Genomic DNA, 22,702 nt, shown 5'->3' with positions numbered 1-22,702 from the left:
GACGTCTAAGGTTTGATATAAATGACTGATTCTCTGGCGGGCAATAGCATGCCCAAGCGGCCGTGCGCCAATTTCTCGATACGGCTGTGCTCGGCCCAGGTATTTTGTTCAAGCTGCAACTGTCCCCATTCCTCGTCATAGGCATCCAACTCCTGTTCCAGTCGCTGTATTTCGGCGAACAACATTCTCGATCGATACTTGGTATATACGACGCACAAGGCGGAGGCCACCGCTATCGCGAGCAATATCAGCAGAAATCTCATGGTCTTAGAGACGCTCTGCCACGCGCAACACCGCACTGCGAGCGCGCGGATTGTCTCTGATTTCTTCCGATTCCGGCATTCGGGCTTTGCCGATGCGCCTCAGTCGCCCGGGTTTGGCCGCAGGATGCAAAGGAAAATGCGAGGGCACCGCCTCTCCGCGCTCCTCATTACGCATAAATCGCTTCACGATCCGATCCTCCAAGGAATGAAAGGCGATGACCACCAATCGTCCGCCGGGTCTCAGCACATCCGTGGCCTCCCGCAATCCCCGTTCAAGCTCGTCCAGTTCTCGATTGATGAAAATGCGGATCGCCTGGAAACTTCGGGTTGCCGGATGCTTGCCTCTTTCTCGCGTAGGAACGGCCTTTTCGATGATATCGACCAACTGACGCGTGGATGCGATCGGGCCTCTCGATCGCCCGTCGAGGATTGCCCGGGCAATGCGGCCGGCATAACGCTCTTCGCCGTAATCCCGAAGCACGCTGGCCAACTCGCTCTCGGACGCATCCGCGAGCCATGCGGCCGCCGTCATCCCTCGGCTAGTATCCATGCGCATATCCAAAGGGCCATCGCGCATAAAGCTGAACCCTCGATTCGCCTCATCCAGTTGAGGCGAAGACACGCCCAGGTCCATCAACACCCCGGAGACACGCCCCGACCACGCGCGGCGTTCCGCATATTCGCGCAGACCGGCATAGCTGCCGTGCTCGAGCGCAAACCGCGAATCCGTCATCAGTCGTCTGGCCTGTTCGGAAGCCACGGCCTCGGGGTCTTTATCCAAAGCCAGCAGCCTTCCCTCTCCGCCCAAGCGATCGAGAATCGCGGCGCTATGTCCGCCACGGCCGAACGTGCAGTCGACGTATAATCCGTCGGGTTTCAGCGCCAAACCATCCAGCACTTCAGCCAGCATGACCGGCCGGTGCGTCCGAGCGTCCAGAGTCACAGCGCCAACGATCCCAACTCGGGCGACAGGTCTTCTAAACTCTCCAGACTCTCTTCCTCAATCCACTCATCGCGACAGGTATTCCAGGAATCCTCGTCCCAAATCTCGAATTTATTGCCTTGACCGATCAGCGCCACGCGCTTTTCCAAACCGGCGAACTTTCTCAGAGGCTCGGAAATCAAAAATCGCCCCTGACCGTCCATCTCACATTCGGTCGCATGACCAATCAGCAACCGCTGCAATCGTTTTGCCTGTTTATTTAGAGAGGGTAGCTTCACAAGCTTGCGTTCGATCTCTTCAAACTCGGGAAGCGGATAAAGCAGAAGGCATTTGTCCAAACCAACCGTCACGACCAATTGGCCGTCGCAATTCTCGCTCAGCTCCGCCCGATAACGGGTGGGCATGGCTAGACGACCTTTCTCGTCGAGATTGATGGAATTGACGCCTCGAAACAAGAAATCCCCCTATCTCCATTAGGCTCCATTTTTTTCCACTTATCACCACCTGAATGGAATATAGAAATCATCCGCAGCCAAGTCAAGCAAGATTCCTCATTATTTTTTCGCAGCAACGACATCGCCCGGACAAGCCTGGCCGAAGCCGGCTCGAGCAGAATATAATCTATATACATCAAAGATTTATAAAGAATTCGGCAGAAATCGACGATCGATCGACCCGACGAGGATTGCAGAGACGGCGGTCCTGCCCGCCCGGCCCACGAATACGGCGACCGCCGAACCGGAAAAGACCGTCACTCCGGAGCGAATCGCCCCGAATTCATCGAACCGGCAGAGATGGGCGTAGCGAAGACGCGGGGCGCCGCTTGCGGACTGGGTACTCCCGACTGCCGGCCTCGCCGGACAGCCTGAAGGTCAAACCTGAATGAAACCGGCGTGCGCCGGCAGCGATCGAGATCCCGGACGAACCCATCAACCGGGCACGGAAAAGCTTTTCCCGGAGGATGGAACCGTCGGTTCTGCCCTCCGAGAAAAAAGATTGCAGGAATCGGTCATAAACACGAAAAACTGCCGCAGGCTCGAATTTCGAAGGAAAGGGAGGTTATTTCACCTCTCTCCTTATAAACCGGATGCCTTCCCGAGAGGCTTTCGTATAGTTGCGGACGCAGAACCTGATCGAGAACGCAAGAGAAGTCGCAAGCAAACCCATTAACAAGATCTCAACCCAAGTTATTGTGATCATTTGGTTCTCCTTCGAATGGTTAGCCGACATACCGGCGCCAGCGACTCCATCATATATCACCGCTTTTTGTTTACAATTAGCAATACGATGCAAACATTAGTTCCTATCAGGAAACTATTTTACGAGCAAACACAGAAGCTCATTTCCTCTCTCGCAACCGCCATCGTATGCCCGCAACGCTTAAAAACGATGCGGCAGTCGCAGGAAGCCAATATTCGGCAAGCAGAAAAAAACGGATCGACGGATCTGGCGGGCGGAAAATGAAGACCTTCCGGCCTTACGCCGATAGCGGGCACAAACAGAGGACCAGCGGCTTTTCGAACAGAAGCGCGGTAATACGCACGGAATCCCTGACAGGAAATCCGGAATTCGGAAGGGAATAAGGCAACGATAAGGTTTTAAAGATATTCGGCGTTCAACCTGACGAATTCATCGTTCGTCAAAGGCCTTCATCCAAAGCCTAGACCGATGACGATAATCCTTTTCAGGATTGTCTGCTGACGGAGCGGCGAAATGGGACGAGCACGGCACCCGAGCGGATTTGCGGGCGCGCCGGACCACCGGGTTTAACTATCTTCTGACACTTGACGCTCCATGACGCCGGGGCCTGGCGGTACAAGCCTCTCGGCGCATCCTTGCGCCGCAGGGTATCGAGACCGGCCGGCGAGACAGGCGATCTAATGATGACCCGCGCCACCGGCGGAACTGGCCTGCTCCTCGGTCGGATCTACAGTACTCCTGCCCAAGCCGGAATAAACCGGGCACCAGCGAAGACGCGCGGAAGCCAGTAGAATACTGCCCACGATCAACAGCGGGATATTGGCCAGAAAAACTGAAATCAACGTCAATCCTATGCCGACGCCGTAGCGGATTTTTTGGTCTTTAAGCCCGACGTTGAGCTCGCGTTTGGCCATTTTTTTTATATCGAAACTCATCGCTAACCTCCTCTCTCAAAGAGAAGCGATTGTGCAAGCTTCATGTCAATCGCGCAAGCCGATTCCAGTAAAATAGCACCATGGATATTACCCCAATTATCGACTCCTTGAACCCGGCTCAGCGCGAGGCGGTCACGTCTTCATCTCCCGCTCTTCTGGTATTGGCCGGCGCGGGCAGCGGCAAGACCCGAGTTCTCGTACATCGCATCGCCTGGCTGATGCAGGTGGAAGGCACGTCGCCCCACGGCATTCTGGCGGTCACTTTCACCAACAAGGCGGCGAGCGAGATGCGCGGGCGCATCGAAGGTCTGCTGAACATTTCCGCTCAAAGCCTGTGGGTCGGCACCTTTCACGGGCTCGCACACCGACTGCTGCGCCGCCACGCCAAGGAAGCGGGGTTGCCGGAGGCCTTCCAAATCCTCGATTCGGACGACCAGTACCGACTCATCCGGCGCCTGCTCAAAACCCTCGATCTGGACGAGGCGCGCTGGCCGGCGCGCCAAGTGCAGTGGTTCATCAACGCACATAAAGAAGAAGGACGCCGAGCCCGCCATCTGCCGGAATCGTACGATCCGTTCCAAAAACAGATGCAGCGCATCTATCTGGCTTACGAGGAAATCTGCGAGCGGTCCGGTCTGGTGGATTTCGCCGAACTGCTGCTGCGCGCTCATGAATTCCTGCGCGACACGCCTGAAGTGCTGGAACATTATCAGAATCGCTTCCATCACGTGCTGGTCGACGAATTTCAGGACACCAACCGGATTCAATACGCCTGGCTGCGGCTCTTGACTCACGAGCGCGAGAATCTGTTCGCGGTGGGCGACGACGATCAGTCCATCTATAGCTGGCGCGGCGCGAAAGTCGAAAATCTCCATAAATTCCAGAAGGATTATCCCGGCCACCGGCTGATCCGGCTCGAACAGAACTACCGCTCCACCGGCAACATATTGAATGCGGCGAACGCCCTGATCGCCAACAACGAAAGCAGACTCGGAAAAACCTTATGGACCGACGGCGGCGTCGGCGAGCCGATTTCGGTCTACGCCGCCTTCAACGAGCAGGAAGAGGCTTATTTCGTGGCCGAGCGGATCAAGCAGTGGGTCCAGGAAGGCAACACCCGCCGCGACGCGGCCATCCTCTATCGCTCCAATGCCCAATCCCGCCAGTTCGAAGAAAAATTGCTGGCCATGGGCATACCGTATCGGGTCTATGGCGGGCTCCGCTTCTTCGAGCGGGCCGAAATCAAGGACGCTCTCGCTTATCTTCGCTTGATCGCCAACCGTCATGACGACCCCTCGTTCGAGCGCGTCGTCAATACGCCCGTGCGCGGCATCGGCGCCAAAACGATCGATCTGATCCGCGACGTCGCCCGCGCGGAGCGCTGCTCCCTCTGGCAGGCGGCGGAAACGCTGTGCCGCGACGCCGCACTGCCCGGCCGAGCCCGAACGCCATTAGCCGGCTTCCTGCAATTGATCGAGACCATAGCCCGAGACACCGCCGAATCCTCCCTTTGGGAACTGGTGCAGCACGTTGTCCCCGCCTCCGGCCTCCGGGCCCATTACGAAAAGGAAAAAGGCGAACAAGCCGAAGCGCGCCTCGAAAACCTGGACGAATTGATCAACGCCGCACGCCAGTTCGAATACGAACCGCAACTGGATACGGAGCTTTCCAGGCTCGACCAGTTTCTGTCCCACGCCGCGCTGGAGGCCGGCGAGAATCAAGGCGACAATTTCGAGGATTGCGTACAGCTCATGACTCTGCATGCGGCCAAGGGATTGGAGTTCGAACTGGTGTTCATCGCCGGATTGGAGGAAGGATTGTTCCCCAGCCTGCAATCGCTGGAAGAACCTGGACGTCTGGAGGAAGAACGCCGCCTTTGCTACGTCGGCATCACCCGCGCGAAACGCAAGCTTTACCTGACCCATGCGGAAACCCGCCGTCTGTACGGCAAAGAAACTTATCCCCGGCCCTCGCGGTTCTTGCGGGAGATTCCGTCCGAGCACCTACAAGAGGTGCGCATACGCGGCAGCATCGGCCGGCCGATGGCCGCGCCGCAGCCGTCATCGGGCATCGCCGACAACGGCAATGTTTTCAGACTGGGACAGCGCGTGCGCCACGCAAAATTCGGCGAAGGCGTCGTCCTTCAGTATGAAGGTGAAGGCAGCCAGGCCAGGGTTCAGGTGAATTTTGCCGAATCCGGCACGAAATGGCTGATGCTCGCCTACGCCAATTTGCAGCGGCCTTGAAAAAGGCCGCATCGGCGCAAACCTTACGGCCCGCTGAAATCCTGTCGATCAGGCCCTTTTCTTCTCTTCCATCATCCGCTCGAGGATGGGACGGAAAATGATTTCCATGGCGAGCCCCATCTTGCCGCCCGGCACGACGATGGAGTTGTAGCGGGACATGAACGAATCCTTGATCATCGCCAGAAGATTCTGGAAATCCACGGTAAATTTGCGCGGATTCTTGAAGCGGATGATCACGAGGCTCTCGTCCGGCGTCGGAATATCCCGTGCGATGAACGGGTTCGAGGTATCGACCAGAGGCACCCGCTGGAAATTGATATCCGTCTGCGAGAACTGCGGAGTGATGACATTCACGTAATCGTACATGCGGCGCAGAATCGTGTCGGTCACGTCTTCCGGTTTATAGCCGCGCTCCGCGGTGTCCCGGTGGATTTTCTGAATCCATTCCAGATTGACGATGGGAACCACGCCAACCACGAGATCCGCATATTGCGGGATGTTCACGGCCTCGTTCTTCACGGCGCCGTGCAGGCCCTCGTAGAACAACAAATCCGTACCTGCCGGGATATCGCTCCACGGCGTAAAAGTGCCCGGTTTGTATCCGCCCAGCAGCTGTCCTTCCTCTTCGTTGTGGATATAGTAGCGGCGCTTGCCGGTGCCGGTTTCGCCATACTGCCGGAACAATCCCTCCAACTCTTCGAGCAGATTCGCCTCGACTGCGAAGTGGCTGAAATGCCGGCCTTCCGCTTGAGCACTGGCGATATGGCTACGCATTTCGACACGGTCGTACCGGTGAAAACTATCGCCTTCCACCACCGCCGGCTTGATGTTCAGCCGGAAGAACAGGTGTTCGAACGCCTGCTTGACGGTGGTCGTGCCAGCGCCGGATGACCCCGTGACGGCAATGACAGGATGCTTCTTGGACATGAGATACTTCCTCCTTATTTGATAATTCTAACCGCACAGGCGCGCCCGCGGGCTGTAACGCTTGTCGGGATTCTCGGCGGACTGCATCCGATCTGGCGTAACCAGCGGCAGGAAGCCGTCACGACGACATAGCGCAGAGTGCAGCCCATGTCTACGAGAATCTCACCGCCCCTCCCTGAAAACGTTCCGATGGCCGGCGCAATCGTTTTACGGCAACGATGATCGAGAGCCCGTTCGCGCCGAAGCGCTGCCGTTTGCCGAATCTTAAAGGATTTACGATGCCTATTTATCCTGTCGTTACAGGCCGGATACCTGTTTGAAGATATTGCATAAGAAGAAGCAGCGAGTCCATACTTTAAAGATAAATAATTCTTTATTGATCGCGTACTGGCGCGAGACCATGAACATTACGCTTCGACAATTGAAAGTCTTTGAGAGAGTGGCGCGGCGCTTGAGCTTCACCCGTGCGGCAGAGGAGCTTTATCTGACTCAACCCGCCGTTTCGATGCAAATCAAACAGTTCGAAGACGTCATCGGTTTGCCCTTATTCGAGCGATTGGGCAAAAAGATCTATTTGACCCGGGCCGGCGAAGAATTGTACCGGCTGAGCCGCACCATCTCGTTGCAACTGGAAGAAGCCGAACAACTGGTGGAAGAATTGAAAGGCACGGAAGGCGGGCGTTTGGGCGTATCGGTCGCCAGTACCGTGCATTATTTCGCGATTCGCCTTTTGGCCGACTTCTGCCGGCGCTATCCCAAGGTCAAGGTCAGCTTCAAAGTCACCAACCGCAAAGGGCTGCTGCAGCAACTGGACGACAACGAAGCCGACATCATCCTGATGGGCCAGCCGCCGGAGGATCAAGATTTGGCGGCAGAGGCGTTTATGGACAATCCGTTAGTTATCATCGCTCCCGCCAATCATCCCTTGGCCGGCAAAAAAGGCATCTCGCTGAGCGAGCTCAGCCACGAGACTTTCATCATGCGAGAACAAGGTTCCGGCACCCGCAATGCCGTCGAGCGCTTCCTGTCGGAAAAAGGCGTGCAAATTTCCGCCAGCGTGGAAATGAATACCAACGGCGCGATCAAGCAAGGCGTCGAAGAAGGGCTCGGTCTCGGCATCGTTTCGATACACACCATAGAGCGCGAACTGGAAGACGGCCGGGTGGTCGTTTTGGATGCGGAATTTTTTCCGATCATGCGCCAATGGTACATCGTGCATCGAGCCGGCAAGCGGCTGTCGGCGGTGGCTCGGGAGTTCGAGGAATTCGTCCGCAATGAAGCCGGCCGCTTCGTCAAAAGCGACATCATCAAAGCCGCCCTGGGCGGCGGATAAGTATCGGTTGCCCTGGCTCAGCCCGGACAAGCCAGCCGGATATTGTCGATCAGGCGGGCCTTGCCCAGCCAGGCTGCCGCCAGAATGACGAGACGGACATCGTCCGGCCCTGCCGGAGCCAGATCGGATTCGCGCCGAACGCTGAAATAATCGGGGCGAAAACCGGCCGCCTCCAACGTTTCGAGCTGCTGCCGCTCGATTCGCCGGAAATCCGTGTCGCCACGACCAATAGCCTCCGCCGCGCGGCAAAGACAGCGATACAAGGCAGCCGCTTGCTCCTTCTGCTCGGTCGTGAGATACGCGTTCCGGGAACTCATCGCCAGTCCGCTCGGCTCCCTGACGGTCGGGACGGCGTGAATGCGTACCGGAAAATCAAGATCCGCCACCATGCGGCGAATAACCAACAACTGCTGGCAATCCTTCTCGCCGAACAAGGCGACATCCGGCTGCACCAAATTGAACAGCTTGCAGACGATGGTGGCGACGCCCCGGAAATGCCCCGGCCTGAACCGGCCGCAAAGCTCGTCGGACAAACCCGGCACTTCGACGAAGGTCGCCGCTTCGGAGCCCGCCGGATACAGCTCGGCCGCCGAAGGCATGAATAGAAGATCGGCCGCCGCGCCGCGAAGCTTTTCCGCATCCTCGGCGGGCGTTCGCGGGTAGGCATCGAAATCTTCGCCCGGAGAGAACTGCGTCGGGTTGACGAAAACGCTCGCCACCACCCGATCGGCGAGCTGCTTCGCCTCGCGGACAAGGTGCAAATGCCCATCATGCAGGTTTCCCATGGTCGGCACGAAAGCCACGGAAAGATCTTTCGATCGCCACTCCCGCACGGTTTGGCGCAAAGCGCTGATGGATTCGACAATGAGCATGATGGCCCCGAGGTATCGTTCGCCGAAAGAACCGCTAAAAACTGTGGTCCGATGCCGGAAATCGGCCCGATCTCACAGCGTCCGCGTAATGCCGGATAGCCGACGGGATATCTTCGGCGCCCTGAAGAAAATTTTTCGAGAACTTGGGACGCTTGCCCGGCGTGATGCCGAGCATGTCGTACGACACCAGAATCTGGCCGCCGCAGCCGGGACCCGCGCCTATGCCTATGGTGGAAACGTCGAGAGCCGCCGTAATCTCGCCGGCCAAGGCCGCCGGCACGCATTCGAGCACCAAAAGACTGATCCCCGCATCTTGAAGGATCATGGCGTCGTCCAGAATGGCTCGTGCGGCTCTCTCGTCCTTCCCCTGCACAAGATAGCCGCCGATCCGGTGAACCGATTGAGGCAGCAACCCCAGATGGCCGCAGACCGGAATATCCTGCTCCACCAAGGCGCGAACGATCTCGGCCCGCTTTCGCCCGCCCTCGATCTTGACCATGTGCGCCCCCGCGCGAATCAGGCGGGCCGCGCCGTCGATCGCCTGCGCCGGCTCCGCGTAACTGGCGAACGGCATGTCCGCCGCCACTACGGCGCGGCGAACTCCCCGCGCCACGCACCGGGTATGGTAGATCATGTCGTCCAGGGTCACCGGCAATGTCGTCGATTGCCCTTGCACGACCATGCCCAGGGAATCGCCGACCAGAACCAGATCGACGCCGGCTTCGTCGATGGCTCCGGCAAAGCTGGCATCGTAAGCGGTAAGAGCCACGATTTTTTCATCTCGCGCCTTCATTGCCGCCAAATCCGGAATCGTCAAACTCTTGACCGAATCAAGCATGCCCGATCACCTGCAATCCTCGCCGCGGACACTTCCGAACCAGATCGGCCAGCGGACCTTTGCCGGGAACATCGAGATCCGGTGCGATTTCCTGAAGCGGATAAAGCACGAATTCGCGGTCCGCGATGCCCGGATGAGGCACCGTCAGCACCTCACTCGCCATCCTTTCGCGCCCGAATAGCAGCAAATCCAGATCCAGCGTCCTAGGTCCCCAGCGCTCGCCCTTGCGCACCCGTCCATGAGCCGTCTCGATGGCCTGAAGTTCACGCAACAAATCCAGCGGCTTCAATGTCGTTTCGACCGACATCACGGCATTCACATAATCGGGTTGATCGGCCGGGCCCATGGGAGCGCTGCGATAAAGGCTCGAAAAAGCCGATTCCCGGATGCCTGCGACCCGGCCGATGGCCGAGCGCGCCGATCGGATCGCCTCGATGGCATCGCCCAAGTTGGCGCCCAGGCCGATATAAGCCGTCACCTCGTCGAGTCGCTCGGAATATTCAGACGGAAACATCGGCGGGAGGTTCAGCCCGGGATCTGCGTTTACGCGACCGGGATCTGCCGGAACGGCGCCGACCGGGAGCGGTCATGGCTTTCCGTTCGGCTTCTCCCGCTTGCTGGAATCGAGTCCACCATTCGGCGAGCGACGGCTCGGCTTCTCCGGTTTCGGCCCGGAGCAACAAGAAATCGTAAGCGGCACGAAAACGGGGATGGGCCAGCAAACGAAACGGCCGCACCCCGGCGATCCGCTCGAATCGCGGCTGCAAGGTCCACACCTCGCGGGCCGGCAGGCTCGCCGTGCGAGGAAAGGCGGTATAACGGACCTGATTCGCGGTCACCTCGCCGGAGGCTTCCTGATAGGCCAGAATATCGCCCTCTCCGGCCTTGATTCGGGCTTGCGCGCGCGCCCTGACCGGCTCCCACAACAGCGCCGCAAACAGAAAATACGGCGCCACCGGCTTGCTGTCCTGCACGCGCTGGTCGGTACGCTCGAGGGCCTTGGCCAGGAAGGTCAGCGGAAACCCCTGCTGCTGCCTGGCCAGACATCTCTCCGTCTCGGGAAACAGGGCGGCGAACAAACGATAATGCCTGAGCTGCTCGAAAGTCTGCACGGCGTATCCGGACAGGAACAGCTTGAGCACCTCTTCATACAGGCGCGCCGGCGGAATTTCCTGGAGCAGGCTCGACAAACGGGTGATCGGGTCGGCGCAACTCGGATGAATGGTAAACCCGAGCTTGACGGAGAAGCGTATCGCCCGCAGCATCCGCACCGGATCTTCCCGATACCGTTGTTCCGGGTCGCCGATCAGTCTCAGCATGCCGGCCTTATGATCCTCCATGCCCCCGACATAATCCACCACGGAAAAATCGTTGATGTTGTAATACAGCGCATTGACCGTAAAATCCCGGCGGAATGCATCTTCTTCGATGGTTCCGTAGACATTGTCCCTAAGGATGCGGCCATTCTCGATGACGCGCCCGTCGTGGCCCCCCTCGCCGGCCAGCCCGCGAAAGGTGGCCACCTCGATGATCTCCTCGCCGAAATGTACGTGGGCGAGGCGGAAGCGCCGACCGATCAAGCGGCAATTGCGGAAAATCGCTCTGATCTCTTCGGGGTGTGCGCTGGTCACCACATCGAAATCCTTCGGCTCGCGCCCCAAAAGCAAGTCGCGCACGCAGCCGCCGACCAAATAAGCCTGGTGCCCGGATTTTTTCAGGCGATACAGCACCTTTAGCGCGTTATCGCTGATCATCGAGCGGGAAATCATGTGTTCAGATCGCGGATAAATCCTGACGCTCACCGCCGCCTCCTGTTTGGGCCGCGGTAATTTGAACAACTTTTTGACGAAGTTGAAGATTGGCAGAGGCGTATCTTGTTTATTAGACCTTAAAGAAGGCGGAATGTTACCTTAGCCGGCGGGCGCACTCAATGCGCGCATCCGCGCTCTGCCTCAATATGACAGAACAAAGTGCGAATCCGGTCATCGGCACGGGCCGGCTGTATTCTTGCGGATACAAGCGCGCGCCATCGACTCTAAGAAAAGATCGTGTGCGCCCGGACATTTCGAGGAGTGGTGCTTATGTTTGAGAACTGGTTCAGCCATATGAACGCATTCGTCCTCTCGCATCCGCACTGGATCGCGAAGCTCGACTTTCTATTGCGACTGAAATGCGGACTGTTAACGGCCTTGATGGGCTTTTTCGTGTACCTCATCTACAGCGAACAGCGAAAAGAGCAAAAAAAACTCGCCGACAAGCCCAAGAAATCGCCCAAATCGCCCTACCGCTTTCTCGCTTGACGTCGACGCGCAGCTGCTGCGCGTAGATCGGGTAATCGCAAACGAGAATCTCCCGCAGGATTTGCCGGCAATGTTTTTCTGCACCCTGAAAAAACCGGTAACGGCGCGATGAGTCAATCCGGGTCGGCGGCCCCGGCCTTTCGCCGGCTATCGTTTCGCCGATCGGCCGCTTCGTTCCCGCATCGAATCTCCGCCCGGGACTATCGCATCCCTTGCGGCCGGTTCGGGTCGTTCGAAATATCCATCCTCGCCCCCCCGGATACCCGCCGTTCGGCAGGCTCCGCGCCATCCTTGCCGACCGTTTAAATCCGGAAACACTGTCTGCCAGGCCGAAAAATCGTTATGATGACCGCTTCAACCACCCCGCCAGCAAGGCTCTCTCATGCAAGTGTCACCCCACAAAGTAGTCCACATTCACTACACCCTCACCAGCGACGACGGTGAAATCCTCGACAGCTCGAAGGATCATGGTCCTCTGGCCTATATTCACGGCATGGGCAACATCATTCCCGGACTGGAGAACGCACTGACCGGCCGAGCCGTGGGCGACAAGCTCAAAGTCGCCGTTCCGCCGGAAGACGCCTATGGCCTGCGCGACGACGATCTCATCCAGTCGGTGCCGAAAACGGCCTTCGAAGAAGGGCAGGAAATACTGCCGGGCATGCAGTTCCACGCGCAATCTCCGGAAGGTCTTCAGCTACTCACGGTAATCGGCGTGGACGACGACGAGGTCGTTCTGGACGGCAATCACCCGATGGCCGGCCTCACTTTGAATTTCGAGGTCGAAATCACGGAAATCCGCGATGCCACGCCCGACGAACTGGATCACGGCCACGTGCACGGCCCGGGCAGACATCATCACGGCTGATTGAATCGACGGTACGAGGGCGGCTATCTTTTCCGGCCGGATAGCCGCCCGAACGGCTATTGGGTCTCGGTCGCCAGGTGCGCCCACAAATCGTGGTCGTCGGCGTCTTCGAAAACCACTTCGACCCAGTCGCCCACTTTCAGATGGGTCGCTCCATCGATAAATACCTGGCCATCAATTTCAGGCGCATCGGCCCGGCTGCGCGCGACCGCTCCCTCGTCCACGACCTCATCGACTAAAACGGTCTCCCGCCGCCCGATCTTGGATTGCAGCCGGTCGGCGCTGATTCGGGCCTGAACGTCCATGAACCGTGCAAGACGCTCTTCTTTCACGGCTTCCGGCACCGGATCGGGCAATTCGTTGGCGGTCGCGCCCTTGACGGGCGAGTAAGCAAAGCAACCGACCCGGTCGAGCCGGGCTTCTTGCAAAAATTCCAGCAGGCACGCGAAATCCGCTTCGGTTTCCCCCGGAAAACCAACGATGAACGTACTTCGAAGCGTAACCTCCGGACAGACGCTCCGCCACTCGGCGATCCGGGCCACAGTATTCTCGGCGGCCGCCGGACGCTTCATCCGCTTCAGGACTCGCGGACTGGCGTGCTGGAACGGAATATCCAGATACGGCAGGATTTTTCCCTCGGCCATGAGCGGCATCACTTCATCCACATGCGGGTAGGGATAAACATAGTGCATGCGGATCCAAACCCCGAGATCGCCCAGCGCCTTGGCCAAATCGTAGAAGCGGGTTTTCAGCGGACGGCCGCCCCAGAAGCCGGCCCGGTATTTCAAATCGACGCCGTAAGCGCTGGTGTCTTGCGAAACGACGAGCAATTCCTTCACTCCCGCGGCCACCAGACGCTCCGCCTCGGCCATGACCTCGCCGATGGGACGGCTGACCAGGTCGCCGCGCAGGCTCGGAATGATGCAGAACGTACAGCGATGATTGCAGCCCTCTGAAATCTTCAGATAAGCATAATGGCGCGGCGTCAGCTTGATGCCTTCCGGCGGCACCAGATCGACAAAAGGATCATGGAGCGGCGGCAGATGCTCGTGCACCGCATCGACGACTTCTTCGTAGGCATGAGCGCCGGTAACTTTCAGCACCTGAGGGTGGCGTTCGCGAATTTCGCCTTCGCGAACGCCCAGGCAACCCGTAACCACGACTTTGCCGTTCTCCTTCAGTGCCTCGCCTATGGCATCCAGCGATTCCTCGACCGCCGCGTCGATGAATCCACAGGTATTCACGACGACGAGATCCGCGTCTTTATAGGTGGGAACAAGGCTGTACCCTTCCGCGCGCAACTTGGTCAGGATGCGCTCGCTATCTACCAGCGCCTTGGGGCAACCCAGGCTGACGAAACCGATACGGGGCGTTTTCATGAAGAAATGTTCGAAGGAGAAATAAGGATATGAAAGCTATTTTACCCCAGTCGAGGTTTCCGATTCTAAGGACTCTCGGCGATGAACACTGCCCGCACCGGCGCGGGCAACCCTTCGATCGTCAGTTCCGGATTGACCGGATCCAGAAAATCGGGCAGCGATTGAAAGCGCATCCAGTCGGTGGAGCGCTGTTCGTCGCCGGTGGTCCTTGTGACGTCAATCACTCGGCCGTTCCGGTAACCGCATCGCCTCAGCCATGACAGCAAAGTGGCGCTAGACGGAATGAACCACACATTGCGCATCTGCGCATAGCGGTCTTCGGGAACCAAGACCTGCCCCGACTCGCCCTCGACAACCAACGTTTCAAGCACCAACTCGCCACCGGGCCTGAGACAACTCTTGAGTTCCAAAAGATGGTCGAACGGCGAACGGCGGTGATAGAGCACTCCCATCGAAAAAACGGTATCGAAGGCACGAAGATTCGGCGGAACATCCTCTATGCCCAAGGGAAGCACATAGACCGGGAAATCGCCGGCAAAATGCTTGACGGCCAGAAACTGCGCGACGCTCAAGAGCGTCGGATCGATCCCGATCACCCATTCAGCCCCGCATCCGGCCATCCGCCAGGCGTGATAGCCGTTTCCGCAACCGACGTCCAATACCGTCCGGCCGCCGAGCGGCTGAATGTGGTCTTTCAGCCGGCGCCATTTAAGATCGGAGCGCCATTCGGTATCGATATGAACGCCGTAAAGGGTATACGGCCCCTTTCGCCAAGGGTGCAGCCGACGCAGCAGACTCTCGATCCGACGCCGCTCCTCCTCGCCACATTCGCCGTCGATGAGGATGCTATCGGCATTTAAGCGGACTTCGGATGCCTTGACCGCGGGCAGGCAATCGAGCGCGGCCCGCCAAACCGGCCAGTCTCCATGCCGCCCGGAAGCGAAAACCGCCTCCAACCGGGGCGGCAACCGCTCCAGCCAGGCACGCAACGACGGCGGCCGAAGCCCCGAAAACAGGCCCGCATAAGCCTTTCGGCCCAACTGACAATTAAGCATCTTTATTCAATGAGTACAGCCATTTCGCCGAAATCGCCCCGGACTTCGTCGCACGACGTTCCCGATCGAGCTCATGGCTTTTCAGGACGGCAACATCCCTATTGCACCGTGCTACAATCTGGACGTTTTTCATATGAGAAGAAAGCCGTAAAGCGCGCTCGAAATACGGTCAAAACAGCATCCCAGGGCACTCCCATCCACAATCGACTTCTAAGGGAAGATCGCCGAATGAATACACCCGACATCTTACAAGTTAAAGCTTATCTTCAAGACCTCCAAGACAGAATCTGTCTCGCCCTGGAAAACGAGGAACCGGAGGCGCGATTCCTGGAAGACCTTTGGCAATACGGTAGCGGCGGCGGCGGAAGAACGCGCGTATTGAGCGGCGGAAAGACCTTCGAGCAAGGCGGCGTCAATTTCTCCCACGTCTTCGGCCGGAATCTGCCGCCCTCCGCCACGGCTCATCGGCCGGAGCTCGCCGGCCGGACATTTCAGGCGGTGGGCGTATCCCTGGTGATTCACCCCCTGAATCCATACGTCCCGACCTCTCATGCCAATGTTCGCTTCTTCCTCGCGGAGAAAGAAAACGAAGAGCCGGTATGGTGGTTCGGCGGCGGCTTCGACCTCACGCCTTATTATCCGTTCGAAGAAGATGCGGTTTATTGGCATACCGTAGCCCGGGATGCCTGTCTCCCTTTCGGGGAAGAGGTTTATCCCAAGTTCAAACGCTGGTGCGATGAATACTTTTTCCTCAAGCACCGCAACGAAACCCGCGGCGTCGGAGGGTTATTTTTCGACGACCTCAACGAGTGGGGATTTGACCGTTGCTTTGAGCTTTTGCGCAGCGTCGGCGATCACTACATACAGGCGTATGTACCGATCGTCCAAAAACGAAAAGACACGCCCTACGGCGAACGGGAACGCGACTTCCAACTCTATCGCCGCGGACGGTACGTCGAATTCAATCTGGTTTATGACCGGGGAACCTTGTTCGGGCTGCAATCGGGCGGCAGGACGGAATCCATTCTGATGTCCCTGCCCCCCGTCGCGCATTGGCGCTATAACTGGAAGCCGCAGGAAGGCAGCGCCGAAGACAATCTTTACAAGAACTACCTGAAACCCAGAGAGTGGTTATGAACCTCTCTTGTCGCCGCCGTTAACCCCGACAGGTTCTTTCATTGCCGTAGCGTTGCGTTCGGCAAGGTGCAAAATCAATTGATCGAGGGAACCGGTGCGGGCAACCTCATCGGTAAAACTGGCCCTATAGTTCTGCAGCAAACTGATACCCTCGATCAATACATCGTAGACCTTCCAGTCGTTCTTGGTGAACACCATCCTGTAGTTGACCGCCACAGGCTGAGCGCCGGACTGGAGGATCTCGGTGCGAACCATGACCTTTTTATCCTCGGGCTTCATCTGCAACGGCAGATAACGGATTTTCCAATTGGCATACTCGGTAAAGGCGGTGGTATATGTGCGCACGAGAAGCATTCGGAATTCCTTTTTAAAACGTTCCTTTTGCTCGGGCGTCGCGGTCTTCCAATGCTTCCCCAAAATCAACATCGATACGCGGTCGAAGTCGACGTGCGGCTCGATGATGCTGTCGACGAACCGCGTGGCTTTCTTGAAATCGCTTTTGTACTCCGGCCTTTGCAGCGTGGTTTGCAGTTCGTCGGCGCTGTGCTGGATGACCTGCTGCGGAGGGAGCAATCCTTCCTCTGCCCATGCCGCCGCTCCCAAGAAGCTTAACAGCAATGACAATGCAGCGGCCCAAGTCGCCAGGCCGAAGAAAGATTTGGTAAATTTCATTTATAAACTCCTGCTGACTTCTTTTAATATTCTTATCATAACTCGGCAGCATTCGCTAAACTACCAAGCTCCTTTGTGTCCCACGCAATAAACCGAAACCGGCCGCCATGTCGCTAAATGATAGCATTTCTTACCCCAACATTCGCTTGCGCCGGATGAGACGGAACGATTTCAGCCGACGCTTGATGCGCGAAACGCAGCTTTCCGCCGACGATCTGATTTATCCCCTTTTCGTTTTGGACGGCGAAAATCGGCGGGAACCGGTCGCCTCCATGCCGGGCGTCGAACGGCTGAGCATCGACTTGCTGCTGCGCGAGAGCGAAAAAGCGTTCCGGCTCGGCATTCCCGCCGTCGCTCTCTTTCCCGTCACCTCGCCCGACAAAAAAACGGATGACGCGCGCGAGGCCTACAATCCCGAAGGCTTGGCGCAGCGAGCCGTGCGCCTGTTGAAGCGACACCTGCCGGAACTGGGCGTCATCACCGACGTCGCCCTCGATCCCTTCACGACTCACGGCCAAGACGGACTGGTCGACTCCGGCGGCTACGTGGTCAACGACGAGACGGTCGAGGTACTCGCCAAGCAAGCGCTGTCTCATGCGGAGGCCGGCGCGGACGTGGTGGCGCCTTCGGACATGATGGACGGACGCATAGGCGCAATCCGCGGCGCACTGGAAGAGAAAGGCTTCGTCCACACGCGGATTCTCGCCTATTCCGCCAAGTACGCGTCCGCCTTCTACGGGCCTTTTCGAGACGCCGTAGGCTCGGCGGCCAATTTGGGCAGCGGCGACAAATACACCTACCAGATGGATCCGGCCAATTCGGACGAAGCCTTGCGCGAAGTCGAACTCGATTTGGCGGAAGGCGCCGACATGGTCATGGTCAAGCCGGGATTGCCCTATCTCGACATCATCCGCCGGATCAAAGACCGCTTCGGCGTTCCGACGCTGGCCTATCAAGTCAGCGGCGAGTACGCCATGCTCAAGGCCGCGGCGCAAAACGGCTGGCTCGATGAACGCAAGACCGTGCTCGAATCCTTGCTGGCGCTCAAGCGCGCCGGATCGGACGCCATCCTGACCTATTACGCCGGGACCGTCGCCGAATGGCTTCGCGAGAGGCCATAGCTCACCGACCTCGCAAGACATTTAACGCCCATGTCGCCCACAGATCGCTATGCCGTCTTCGGCCATCCCATCGGCCACAGCAAATCGCCCTGCATCCACGCGCTGTTCGCGGAACAGACCGGAGAGCGGCTGATCTATGCCGCGCAAGACGTTCCGCCGGAAACATTCGAAACCTGCGTGCGGGATTTTTTTGCCCGGGGCGGGAAAGGCTTGAATTGCACCGTCCCCCTCAAGGAACTCGCCTGGCGGATCGCCGACCATAGAAGCGCGCGCGCGGAGCTCAGCAAAGCTGTCAATACCCTGGCCTTGCGTCCGGACGGAACGATTTTTGGCGACAATACCGACGGCGTCGGCTTGATACGAGACCTGACGGTCAATCTCAATATCCCTTTGGAAAACCGCCGGATCCTCCTGCTGGGCGCGGGAGGCGCGAGTCGCGGCATCCTCGGGCCGCTGCTCGAACAACGGCCAGCCCGCTTGACGATCGCCAACCGCACGCCCGAAAAAGCCGTCCGGCTTGCCGAGGAATTCCGCGATCTCGGCCCAATCAGCGGATGCGGCTTTTCGGACCTGGAAACGGACACCTTCGATCTCATCCTGAACGCCACGGCCGCAAGCCTGGCCGGCGAACTTCCGGACATTCCCGAGAATGCCCTAAACCCCCAAGGATGCTGCTACGATCTCGCCTATGGCGCCGAGCCCACGCCGTTCGTCCGCTGGGGACGAGAAACGGGAGCCGCCATCAGCGTCGACGGCATCGGCATGCTGGTCGAACAGGCGGCCGAAGCGTTTTTCATTTGGCGGGAAATACGGCCGGAAACCCGCCCCGTGATCGATCTCCTGAATCGGGAGCGCCGCGTCTGGCGCTAAGCGCTAAGCGTTCGGCAATCCGGCATCGCTCAAGTATCGATTCTTCAAACGTACGTAGCCGTCCTTGGAAAAACTTAGATATTCCAACTCGGCCTCCTTGAGCGGACGCGCCTGCCTCGCCGGCGAGCCCACGTAAAGAAAACCGCTCTCCAAGCGCTTGCCAGGCGGCACCAAGGCTCCCGCGCCGATCATCACGCGGTCCTCCACGACGGCGCCGTCCATCACCACGGCGCCGATGCCGATCAGGCACAGGTCGCCGATGGTGCAACCGTGCAGCACGGCCCGATGCCCCACGGTGACGCCCCGTCCGACGATCAAGGCATTCCCCGCCTCGTTGTACCGGCTTCGCTGGGTGACGTGAAGCACGCAACCGTCCTGAATATTGGTCTCATCGCCGATTTCGATGCGATGCACGTCGCCCCGCGCAACCGTCATCGGCCAGATCGAAACGTCGTTCCCCAGCGTCACGTCGCCGATCACCAGCGCGCTGTCGGCGACATAGACGCCCTTCCCCAATTTCGGCTCGATGCCGTCATAAATCTGAATCGTCACCTTACGACACTCCCATTGATCAAAGCGATTCGCCGGAGCCGCCGTCTATACTTCTCCCAGTCCCGATTCAATTTCAAGCGTGCGAGGAGACTTATGAGCGTAGGCGGTTTCATTGTGGTCGGCACGATCCTGTTCGTGATCGCGTATGCCGTCTTGATTTACAACCGGCTGGTCAATTTGAAGCATGATACCGCAAAAGCGTGGTCCAACATCGACGTGCTGCTCAAACAGCGCCACGACGAATTGCCGAAGCTCGTCGAAACCTGCAAGCAGTACATGCAGCACGAAAAGGAGACGCTGGAAAAGATCATGCAGGCCCGCGCCGGGATTTCGGCTGCACGGGAATCCTCGAACCTGCATGCTCTCGGCGCGGCGGAAAGCCGGCTACGGCAAGGCTTGATGCAACTCTTCGCAGTAGCCGAAGCTTATCCCGACCTGAAGGCCGACGCATCCTTCAGAACCCTGGAATCTCGAATTACGGGGCTCGAAAACGCCATCGCCGACCGCCGCGAGCTCTACAACGACAGCGTCAACAGCAACAATGTCCGCCTGGAAGAATTTCCCGATGTAGCCGTTGCCCGGTTATTCGGCTTCAAGCCGTTCGAACTGCTGGAATTCTCCGAAGAAGAAAAACGCGACGTGGATATGAAGGCTCTGTTCGGCTGAGACGAAAGCCGTGTCCTTGCGCGACTTCGTTCTGCAATCCTCTCCGCAGCACTTCTGGCTGGCGATAGTCGCTGCCAGTCTGACGGGGGCGGCCTGTTTCTGCATCGCCTTTCGCTGGCTGCATCGCGCACGCCTGATTGCGGACACTCCCACGGCCAAAATCCGGTCGGCCGCGCAAGGCTATGCCGAACTCGAAGGCCGCGCCAGGCTGATGGAGGGCGAACCGATACACGCGCCCCTGAGCGGCGCACCGTGCGTTTGGTACAGCTACAAAGTCGAAAAGCGGGGGAGCGATGATGAAGACGGCCGCAGCACGACGGGCTGGCAGACGATCGAGAGCGGCGTGAGCGAGGCCATTTTTCACCTGGAAGACGACACCGGGCGGTGCATCGTCGACCCGGACCACGCGGAAGTCACGCCTTCCGTTCGACTCAGATGGCGCGGCCGGCTCGCGCGCCCGGGATATGCTCCGCCGCAAACCGGGTTTTGGGATTTGCTATTCTCGTCCGGACCGTATCGCTACACGGAATACCGCATTCAGGCGGATGACCCGATCTATGCGATCGGCCAGTTCGTATCGCTCGACGGTGCCGACAGCATTAGCTTCGATACCGAGGTGGGCGATCTGTTGAGCCGCTGGAAAAGAAATCGTTCCGAGCTTATCAGGCGCTTCGATGCCAACGGCGACGGCGAGATCGACGCGGAAGAATGGGAAACGGTTCGGCAGCACGCCGAACGCGAGGTCATGGCCTCCTGGCGCGAAAGAACGCGGCAAGCCGAATTCTTTCTGATGAAAAAGCCGAGTCATGGACGCCCGTATATCCTATCGGCCATTCCACAGGAAAAACTGACCGGGCGGTATCGTCGTAACGCCTGGCTTGCGGTACTAGGCTTCCTGATCGCGGGCAGCGCGACAAGCTGGGCATTGCATTTGCGTTTCGGCTCCGTTCTCTAGCGTTTTCGATACGGACATAAAGGCGGCTCAAGTCGCCCCTACATACGACACGAGCACGAAACGCCGTTAGCGCGAGATGAAAACGCTCTAGCCGGACTGGCCGGCTTTTTCACTGCGAGCCGCTTTTTCTTCCAAGCCCGAGAGACCGAACCGCCTCTGCAATTCGATCAGGACCTGATCCGGGTTCAAGCCCTGGTGAGCGAGCAATATCAGGCTGTGAAACCACAGGTCTGCCACTTCGTAGACGATCTTGTCGGGATTTCCGTCCTTGGCGGCCATCACGGTTTCGGTGGCTTCTTCGCCGATTTTCTTCAAAATGGCGTCGAGTCCCTTGGCGTAAAGGCTTGCCACGTAGGATTTTTGCGGATCCTGGGATTTCCGCTGCTCGAGCACCCGGGCCAATTCCCTCAGCACATCCATAATCAGTTTCCGTACATCGTTTCCGGCGATTTCAGGACGGGATCCACCGTTTCCCAGGAATCGCCCCGCAACATCCGATAAAAGCAATGATGTCGTCCGGTATGGCAGGCGATTCCGCCGGCCTGTTCGACCCTGAGCAAAATCACGTCCGCGTCGCAATCCAGGCGAATTTCCAGAACCTTCTGCCGATTCCCGGACTCCTCGCCCTTACGCCAAAGCCGGTTCCGCGAGCGCGACCAATAGACCGCATAGCCTTCCGCGGCAGTCAGTTGCAAAGCGTCTCTATTCATCCAGGCGAACATGAGAACCTGCCCCGTGGCCGCCTCCTGGGTAATGACCGGCACCAGTCCGTCAGCCGTCCAGCGGATTTCGTCGAGCCACGCCGTCACAGCCGCACCTCGATGCCTTGAGCCTTCAGGTGCTCCTTGGCTTGATGGATGGTGTATTCGGCGAAGTGGAATATGCTGGCCGCCAGCACGGCGTCGGCTTTGCCCTGCAAAATCCCGTCGGCCAAGTGCTGCAAATTGCCCACGCCGCCCGAGGCGATCACCGGCACTGATACGGCTTCGCTGATGGCCCGCGTCAGTTCCAGATCGAAACCCTGCTTGGTGCCGTCCCGGTCCATGCTGGTCAAAAGGATTTCGCCGGCGCCGTAAGCCACCATGCGGCGCGCCCATTCGATGGCGTCGAGGCCGGTCGGCCTGCGTCCGCCGTGGGTGAAAATCTCCCATCGTTTGGGGGTTTCGGACACCTGCTTGGCATCGAGAGCAACGACGATGCATTGGGAGCCGAAGCGCTCCGCGGCTTCGCGCACGAATTCCGGCTGCGCGACCGCGGCGGTATTGATGCTGACCTTGTCGGCGCCGGCATTCAGCATGCGGCGGATATCCTCGATCGTTCGGATGCCGCCGCCCACCGTGAGCGGAATGAACACTTCGCCCGCGACCTGCTCCACCACGTGCACCATCGTGTCGCGGTTGTCCGAACTGGCGGTGATATCGAGAAACGTCAGTTCGTCCGCTCCTTCCCGGTCGTAACGTCTGGCAATCTCGACGGGATCGCCGGCATCCTTGATATCGACGAAGCGAACGCCCTTGACCACGCGCCCGTCGTCTACGTCGAGGCAGGGAATAATGCGTTTGGCCAGCAT

At 58.6% G+C, this 22,702-nt stretch carries 26 protein-coding genes; 10 read left to right on the top strand and 16 right to left on the bottom strand.

Annotated elements, in window-relative coordinates; all coding sequences use genetic code 11:
• Positions 1–5: 5 nt before the first annotated feature.
• Genes ftsL through mraZ form a run of 3 tightly spaced genes read right to left on the bottom strand, consistent with a single transcriptional unit; the run spans position 6 to position 1,661 of the window.
• The gene (gene ftsL / locus ACWJKU_RS02570) at positions 6–263 is read right to left on the bottom strand and encodes a cell division protein FtsL (RefSeq protein WP_454145471.1); all 258 of its coding nucleotides are present in this window, start codon (positions 261–263) and stop codon (positions 6–8) included.
• A gap of 4 nt (positions 264–267) precedes the next feature.
• Positions 268–1,206, bottom strand: a complete 939-nt coding sequence (gene rsmH, locus ACWJKU_RS02565) for a 16S rRNA (cytosine(1402)-N(4))-methyltransferase RsmH (protein WP_454145469.1) — start codon at positions 1,204–1,206, stop codon at positions 268–270.
• Positions 1,203–1,661, bottom strand: coding sequence for a division/cell wall cluster transcriptional repressor MraZ (gene mraZ, locus ACWJKU_RS02560; protein WP_454145467.1), 459 nt, complete (start codon positions 1,659–1,661; stop codon positions 1,203–1,205). The genes rsmH and mraZ overlap by 4 nt, the downstream gene beginning before the upstream one ends.
• An 832-nt stretch (positions 1,662–2,493) precedes the next feature.
• On the opposite strand from mraZ, the gene ACWJKU_RS02555 reads away from it, so the two are divergent.
• Positions 2,494–2,670 (top strand): hypothetical protein, encoded by a 177-nt coding sequence (locus tag ACWJKU_RS02555; RefSeq protein ID WP_454145465.1) that lies wholly within the window; start codon positions 2,494–2,496, stop codon positions 2,668–2,670.
• Positions 2,671–3,083: 413 nt separating this feature from the next.
• On the opposite strand, the gene ACWJKU_RS02550 is transcribed toward ACWJKU_RS02555, so the two are convergent.
• Positions 3,084–3,341, bottom strand: a complete 258-nt coding sequence (locus tag ACWJKU_RS02550; protein WP_454145464.1) for a YgaP family membrane protein — start codon at positions 3,339–3,341, stop codon at positions 3,084–3,086.
• Positions 3,342–3,421: 80 nt separating this feature from the next.
• On the opposite strand from ACWJKU_RS02550, the gene uvrD reads away from it, so the two are divergent.
• A complete protein-coding gene (gene uvrD, locus ACWJKU_RS02545) occupies positions 3,422–5,587 on the top strand; it encodes a DNA helicase II (protein WP_454145463.1) in 2,166 nt (721 codons plus the stop codon).
• Between the two features lie 48 nt (positions 5,588–5,635).
• Here uvrD and ACWJKU_RS02540 read toward each other — a convergent pair whose 3' ends face one another.
• Positions 5,636–6,514, bottom strand: coding sequence for a phosphoribulokinase (locus tag ACWJKU_RS02540; protein ID WP_454145462.1), 879 nt, complete (start codon positions 6,512–6,514; stop codon positions 5,636–5,638).
• Positions 6,515–6,914: 400 nt separating this feature from the next.
• Between ACWJKU_RS02540 and ACWJKU_RS02535 the strand changes: the two genes are divergently transcribed.
• Positions 6,915–7,847, top strand: coding sequence for a LysR family transcriptional regulator (locus ACWJKU_RS02535; protein WP_454145461.1), 933 nt, complete (start codon positions 6,915–6,917; stop codon positions 7,845–7,847).
• A gap of 17 nt (positions 7,848–7,864) precedes the next feature.
• On the opposite strand, the gene panC is transcribed toward ACWJKU_RS02535, so the two are convergent.
• Genes panC through pcnB form a run of 4 tightly spaced genes read right to left on the bottom strand, consistent with a single transcriptional unit; the run spans position 7,865 to position 11,359 of the window.
• A complete protein-coding gene (gene panC, locus ACWJKU_RS02530) occupies positions 7,865–8,719 on the bottom strand; it encodes a pantoate--beta-alanine ligase (protein ID WP_454145460.1) in 855 nt (284 codons plus the stop codon).
• Positions 8,720–8,753: 34 nt separating this feature from the next.
• On the bottom strand, positions 8,754–9,557 hold the full coding sequence (panB, locus tag ACWJKU_RS02525; RefSeq protein ID WP_454145459.1) for a 3-methyl-2-oxobutanoate hydroxymethyltransferase: 804 nt from the start codon (positions 9,555–9,557) through the stop codon (positions 8,754–8,756).
• On the bottom strand, positions 9,550–10,071 hold the full coding sequence (gene folK, locus ACWJKU_RS02520; protein ID WP_454145458.1) for a 2-amino-4-hydroxy-6-hydroxymethyldihydropteridine diphosphokinase: 522 nt from the start codon (positions 10,069–10,071) through the stop codon (positions 9,550–9,552). The genes panB and folK overlap by 8 nt, the downstream gene beginning before the upstream one ends.
• Entirely contained in the window at positions 10,058–11,359 is a 1,302-nt protein-coding gene (gene pcnB, locus ACWJKU_RS02515; RefSeq protein ID WP_454145457.1) for a polynucleotide adenylyltransferase PcnB, read from the bottom strand. The genes folK and pcnB overlap by 14 nt, the downstream gene beginning before the upstream one ends.
• Before the next feature lie 279 nt (positions 11,360–11,638).
• Between pcnB and ACWJKU_RS02510 the strand changes: the two genes are divergently transcribed.
• Together ACWJKU_RS02510 and ACWJKU_RS02505 are read left to right on the top strand one after the other, a co-directional pair.
• Positions 11,639–11,857 carry a hypothetical protein gene (locus tag ACWJKU_RS02510; protein ID WP_454145456.1) on the top strand — a complete coding sequence of 73 codons (219 nt, stop codon included), beginning with the start codon at positions 11,639–11,641 and terminating at the stop codon, positions 11,855–11,857.
• 382 nt (positions 11,858–12,239) lie between these two features.
• Positions 12,240–12,725, top strand: a complete 486-nt coding sequence (locus ACWJKU_RS02505) for an FKBP-type peptidyl-prolyl cis-trans isomerase (RefSeq protein WP_454145455.1) — start codon at positions 12,240–12,242, stop codon at positions 12,723–12,725.
• 56 nt (positions 12,726–12,781) lie between these two features.
• Here ACWJKU_RS02505 and rimO read toward each other — a convergent pair whose 3' ends face one another.
• Together rimO and cmoB are read right to left on the bottom strand one after the other, a co-directional pair.
• Positions 12,782–14,104, bottom strand: coding sequence for a 30S ribosomal protein S12 methylthiotransferase RimO (rimO, locus tag ACWJKU_RS02500; protein ID WP_454145454.1), 1,323 nt, complete (start codon positions 14,102–14,104; stop codon positions 12,782–12,784).
• A 65-nt stretch (positions 14,105–14,169) separates the two neighbouring features.
• Positions 14,170–15,159: a tRNA 5-methoxyuridine(34)/uridine 5-oxyacetic acid(34) synthase CmoB gene (gene cmoB / locus ACWJKU_RS02495; RefSeq protein WP_454145453.1), complete on the bottom strand. Its 990-nt coding sequence runs from the start codon at positions 15,157–15,159 to the stop codon at positions 14,170–14,172.
• A gap of 228 nt (positions 15,160–15,387) precedes the next feature.
• Between cmoB and hemF the strand changes: the two genes are divergently transcribed.
• Positions 15,388–16,296 carry an oxygen-dependent coproporphyrinogen oxidase gene (gene hemF, locus ACWJKU_RS02490; protein WP_454145452.1) on the top strand — a complete coding sequence of 303 codons (909 nt, stop codon included), beginning with the start codon at positions 15,388–15,390 and terminating at the stop codon, positions 16,294–16,296.
• Here the strand turns inward: hemF and ACWJKU_RS02485 are convergent.
• A complete protein-coding gene (locus ACWJKU_RS02485; protein WP_454145451.1) occupies positions 16,291–16,968 on the bottom strand; it encodes an MlaC/ttg2D family ABC transporter substrate-binding protein in 678 nt (225 codons plus the stop codon). The genes hemF and ACWJKU_RS02485 overlap by 6 nt on opposite strands.
• A 107-nt stretch (positions 16,969–17,075) precedes the next feature.
• On the opposite strand from ACWJKU_RS02485, the gene hemB reads away from it, so the two are divergent.
• Both hemB and aroE read left to right on the top strand, forming a co-directional pair.
• Complete coding sequence (gene hemB / locus ACWJKU_RS02480; protein ID WP_454145450.1) at positions 17,076–18,089, top strand: porphobilinogen synthase; 1,014 nt, start codon at positions 17,076–17,078, stop codon at positions 18,087–18,089.
• 30 nt (positions 18,090–18,119) lie between these two features.
• A complete protein-coding gene (aroE, locus tag ACWJKU_RS02475) occupies positions 18,120–18,959 on the top strand; it encodes a shikimate dehydrogenase (protein ID WP_454145449.1) in 840 nt (279 codons plus the stop codon).
• A gap of 3 nt (positions 18,960–18,962) precedes the next feature.
• Here the strand turns inward: aroE and ACWJKU_RS02470 are convergent, their stop codons facing one another.
• Complete coding sequence (locus tag ACWJKU_RS02470; protein ID WP_454145448.1) at positions 18,963–19,511, bottom strand: gamma carbonic anhydrase family protein; 549 nt, start codon at positions 19,509–19,511, stop codon at positions 18,963–18,965.
• A 93-nt stretch (positions 19,512–19,604) separates the two neighbouring features.
• On the opposite strand from ACWJKU_RS02470, the gene ACWJKU_RS02465 reads away from it, so the two are divergent.
• Both ACWJKU_RS02465 and ACWJKU_RS02460 read left to right on the top strand, forming a co-directional pair.
• Positions 19,605–20,177 (top strand): LemA family protein, encoded by a 573-nt coding sequence (locus tag ACWJKU_RS02465; RefSeq protein ID WP_454145447.1) that lies wholly within the window; start codon positions 19,605–19,607, stop codon positions 20,175–20,177.
• 16 nt (positions 20,178–20,193) lie between these two features.
• Complete coding sequence (locus ACWJKU_RS02460; RefSeq protein WP_454145446.1) at positions 20,194–21,132, top strand: GIDE domain-containing protein; 939 nt, start codon at positions 20,194–20,196, stop codon at positions 21,130–21,132.
• A gap of 87 nt (positions 21,133–21,219) precedes the next feature.
• On the opposite strand, the gene ACWJKU_RS02455 is transcribed toward ACWJKU_RS02460, so the two are convergent.
• From ACWJKU_RS02455 to hisF, 3 genes are read right to left on the bottom strand one after another with little or no spacing between them, the layout of a single operon-like run.
• Positions 21,220–21,552: a phosphoribosyl-ATP diphosphatase gene (locus ACWJKU_RS02455; RefSeq protein ID WP_454145445.1), complete on the bottom strand. Its 333-nt coding sequence runs from the start codon at positions 21,550–21,552 to the stop codon at positions 21,220–21,222.
• A 2-nt stretch (positions 21,553–21,554) separates the two neighbouring features.
• Entirely contained in the window at positions 21,555–21,941 is a 387-nt protein-coding gene (hisI, locus tag ACWJKU_RS02450; protein WP_454145444.1) for a phosphoribosyl-AMP cyclohydrolase, read from the bottom strand.
• Entirely contained in the window at positions 21,938–22,702 is a 765-nt protein-coding gene (hisF, locus tag ACWJKU_RS02445) for an imidazole glycerol phosphate synthase subunit HisF (RefSeq protein ID WP_454145443.1), read from the bottom strand. Before hisF ends, hisI begins: the two co-directional genes overlap by 4 nt.

The organism is Methylocaldum sp. MU1018 (assembly GCF_053646775.1).
The sequence above is the reverse complement of the archived record's forward strand: the minus strand, read 5'-3'. Positions and strand labels throughout refer to the sequence as shown.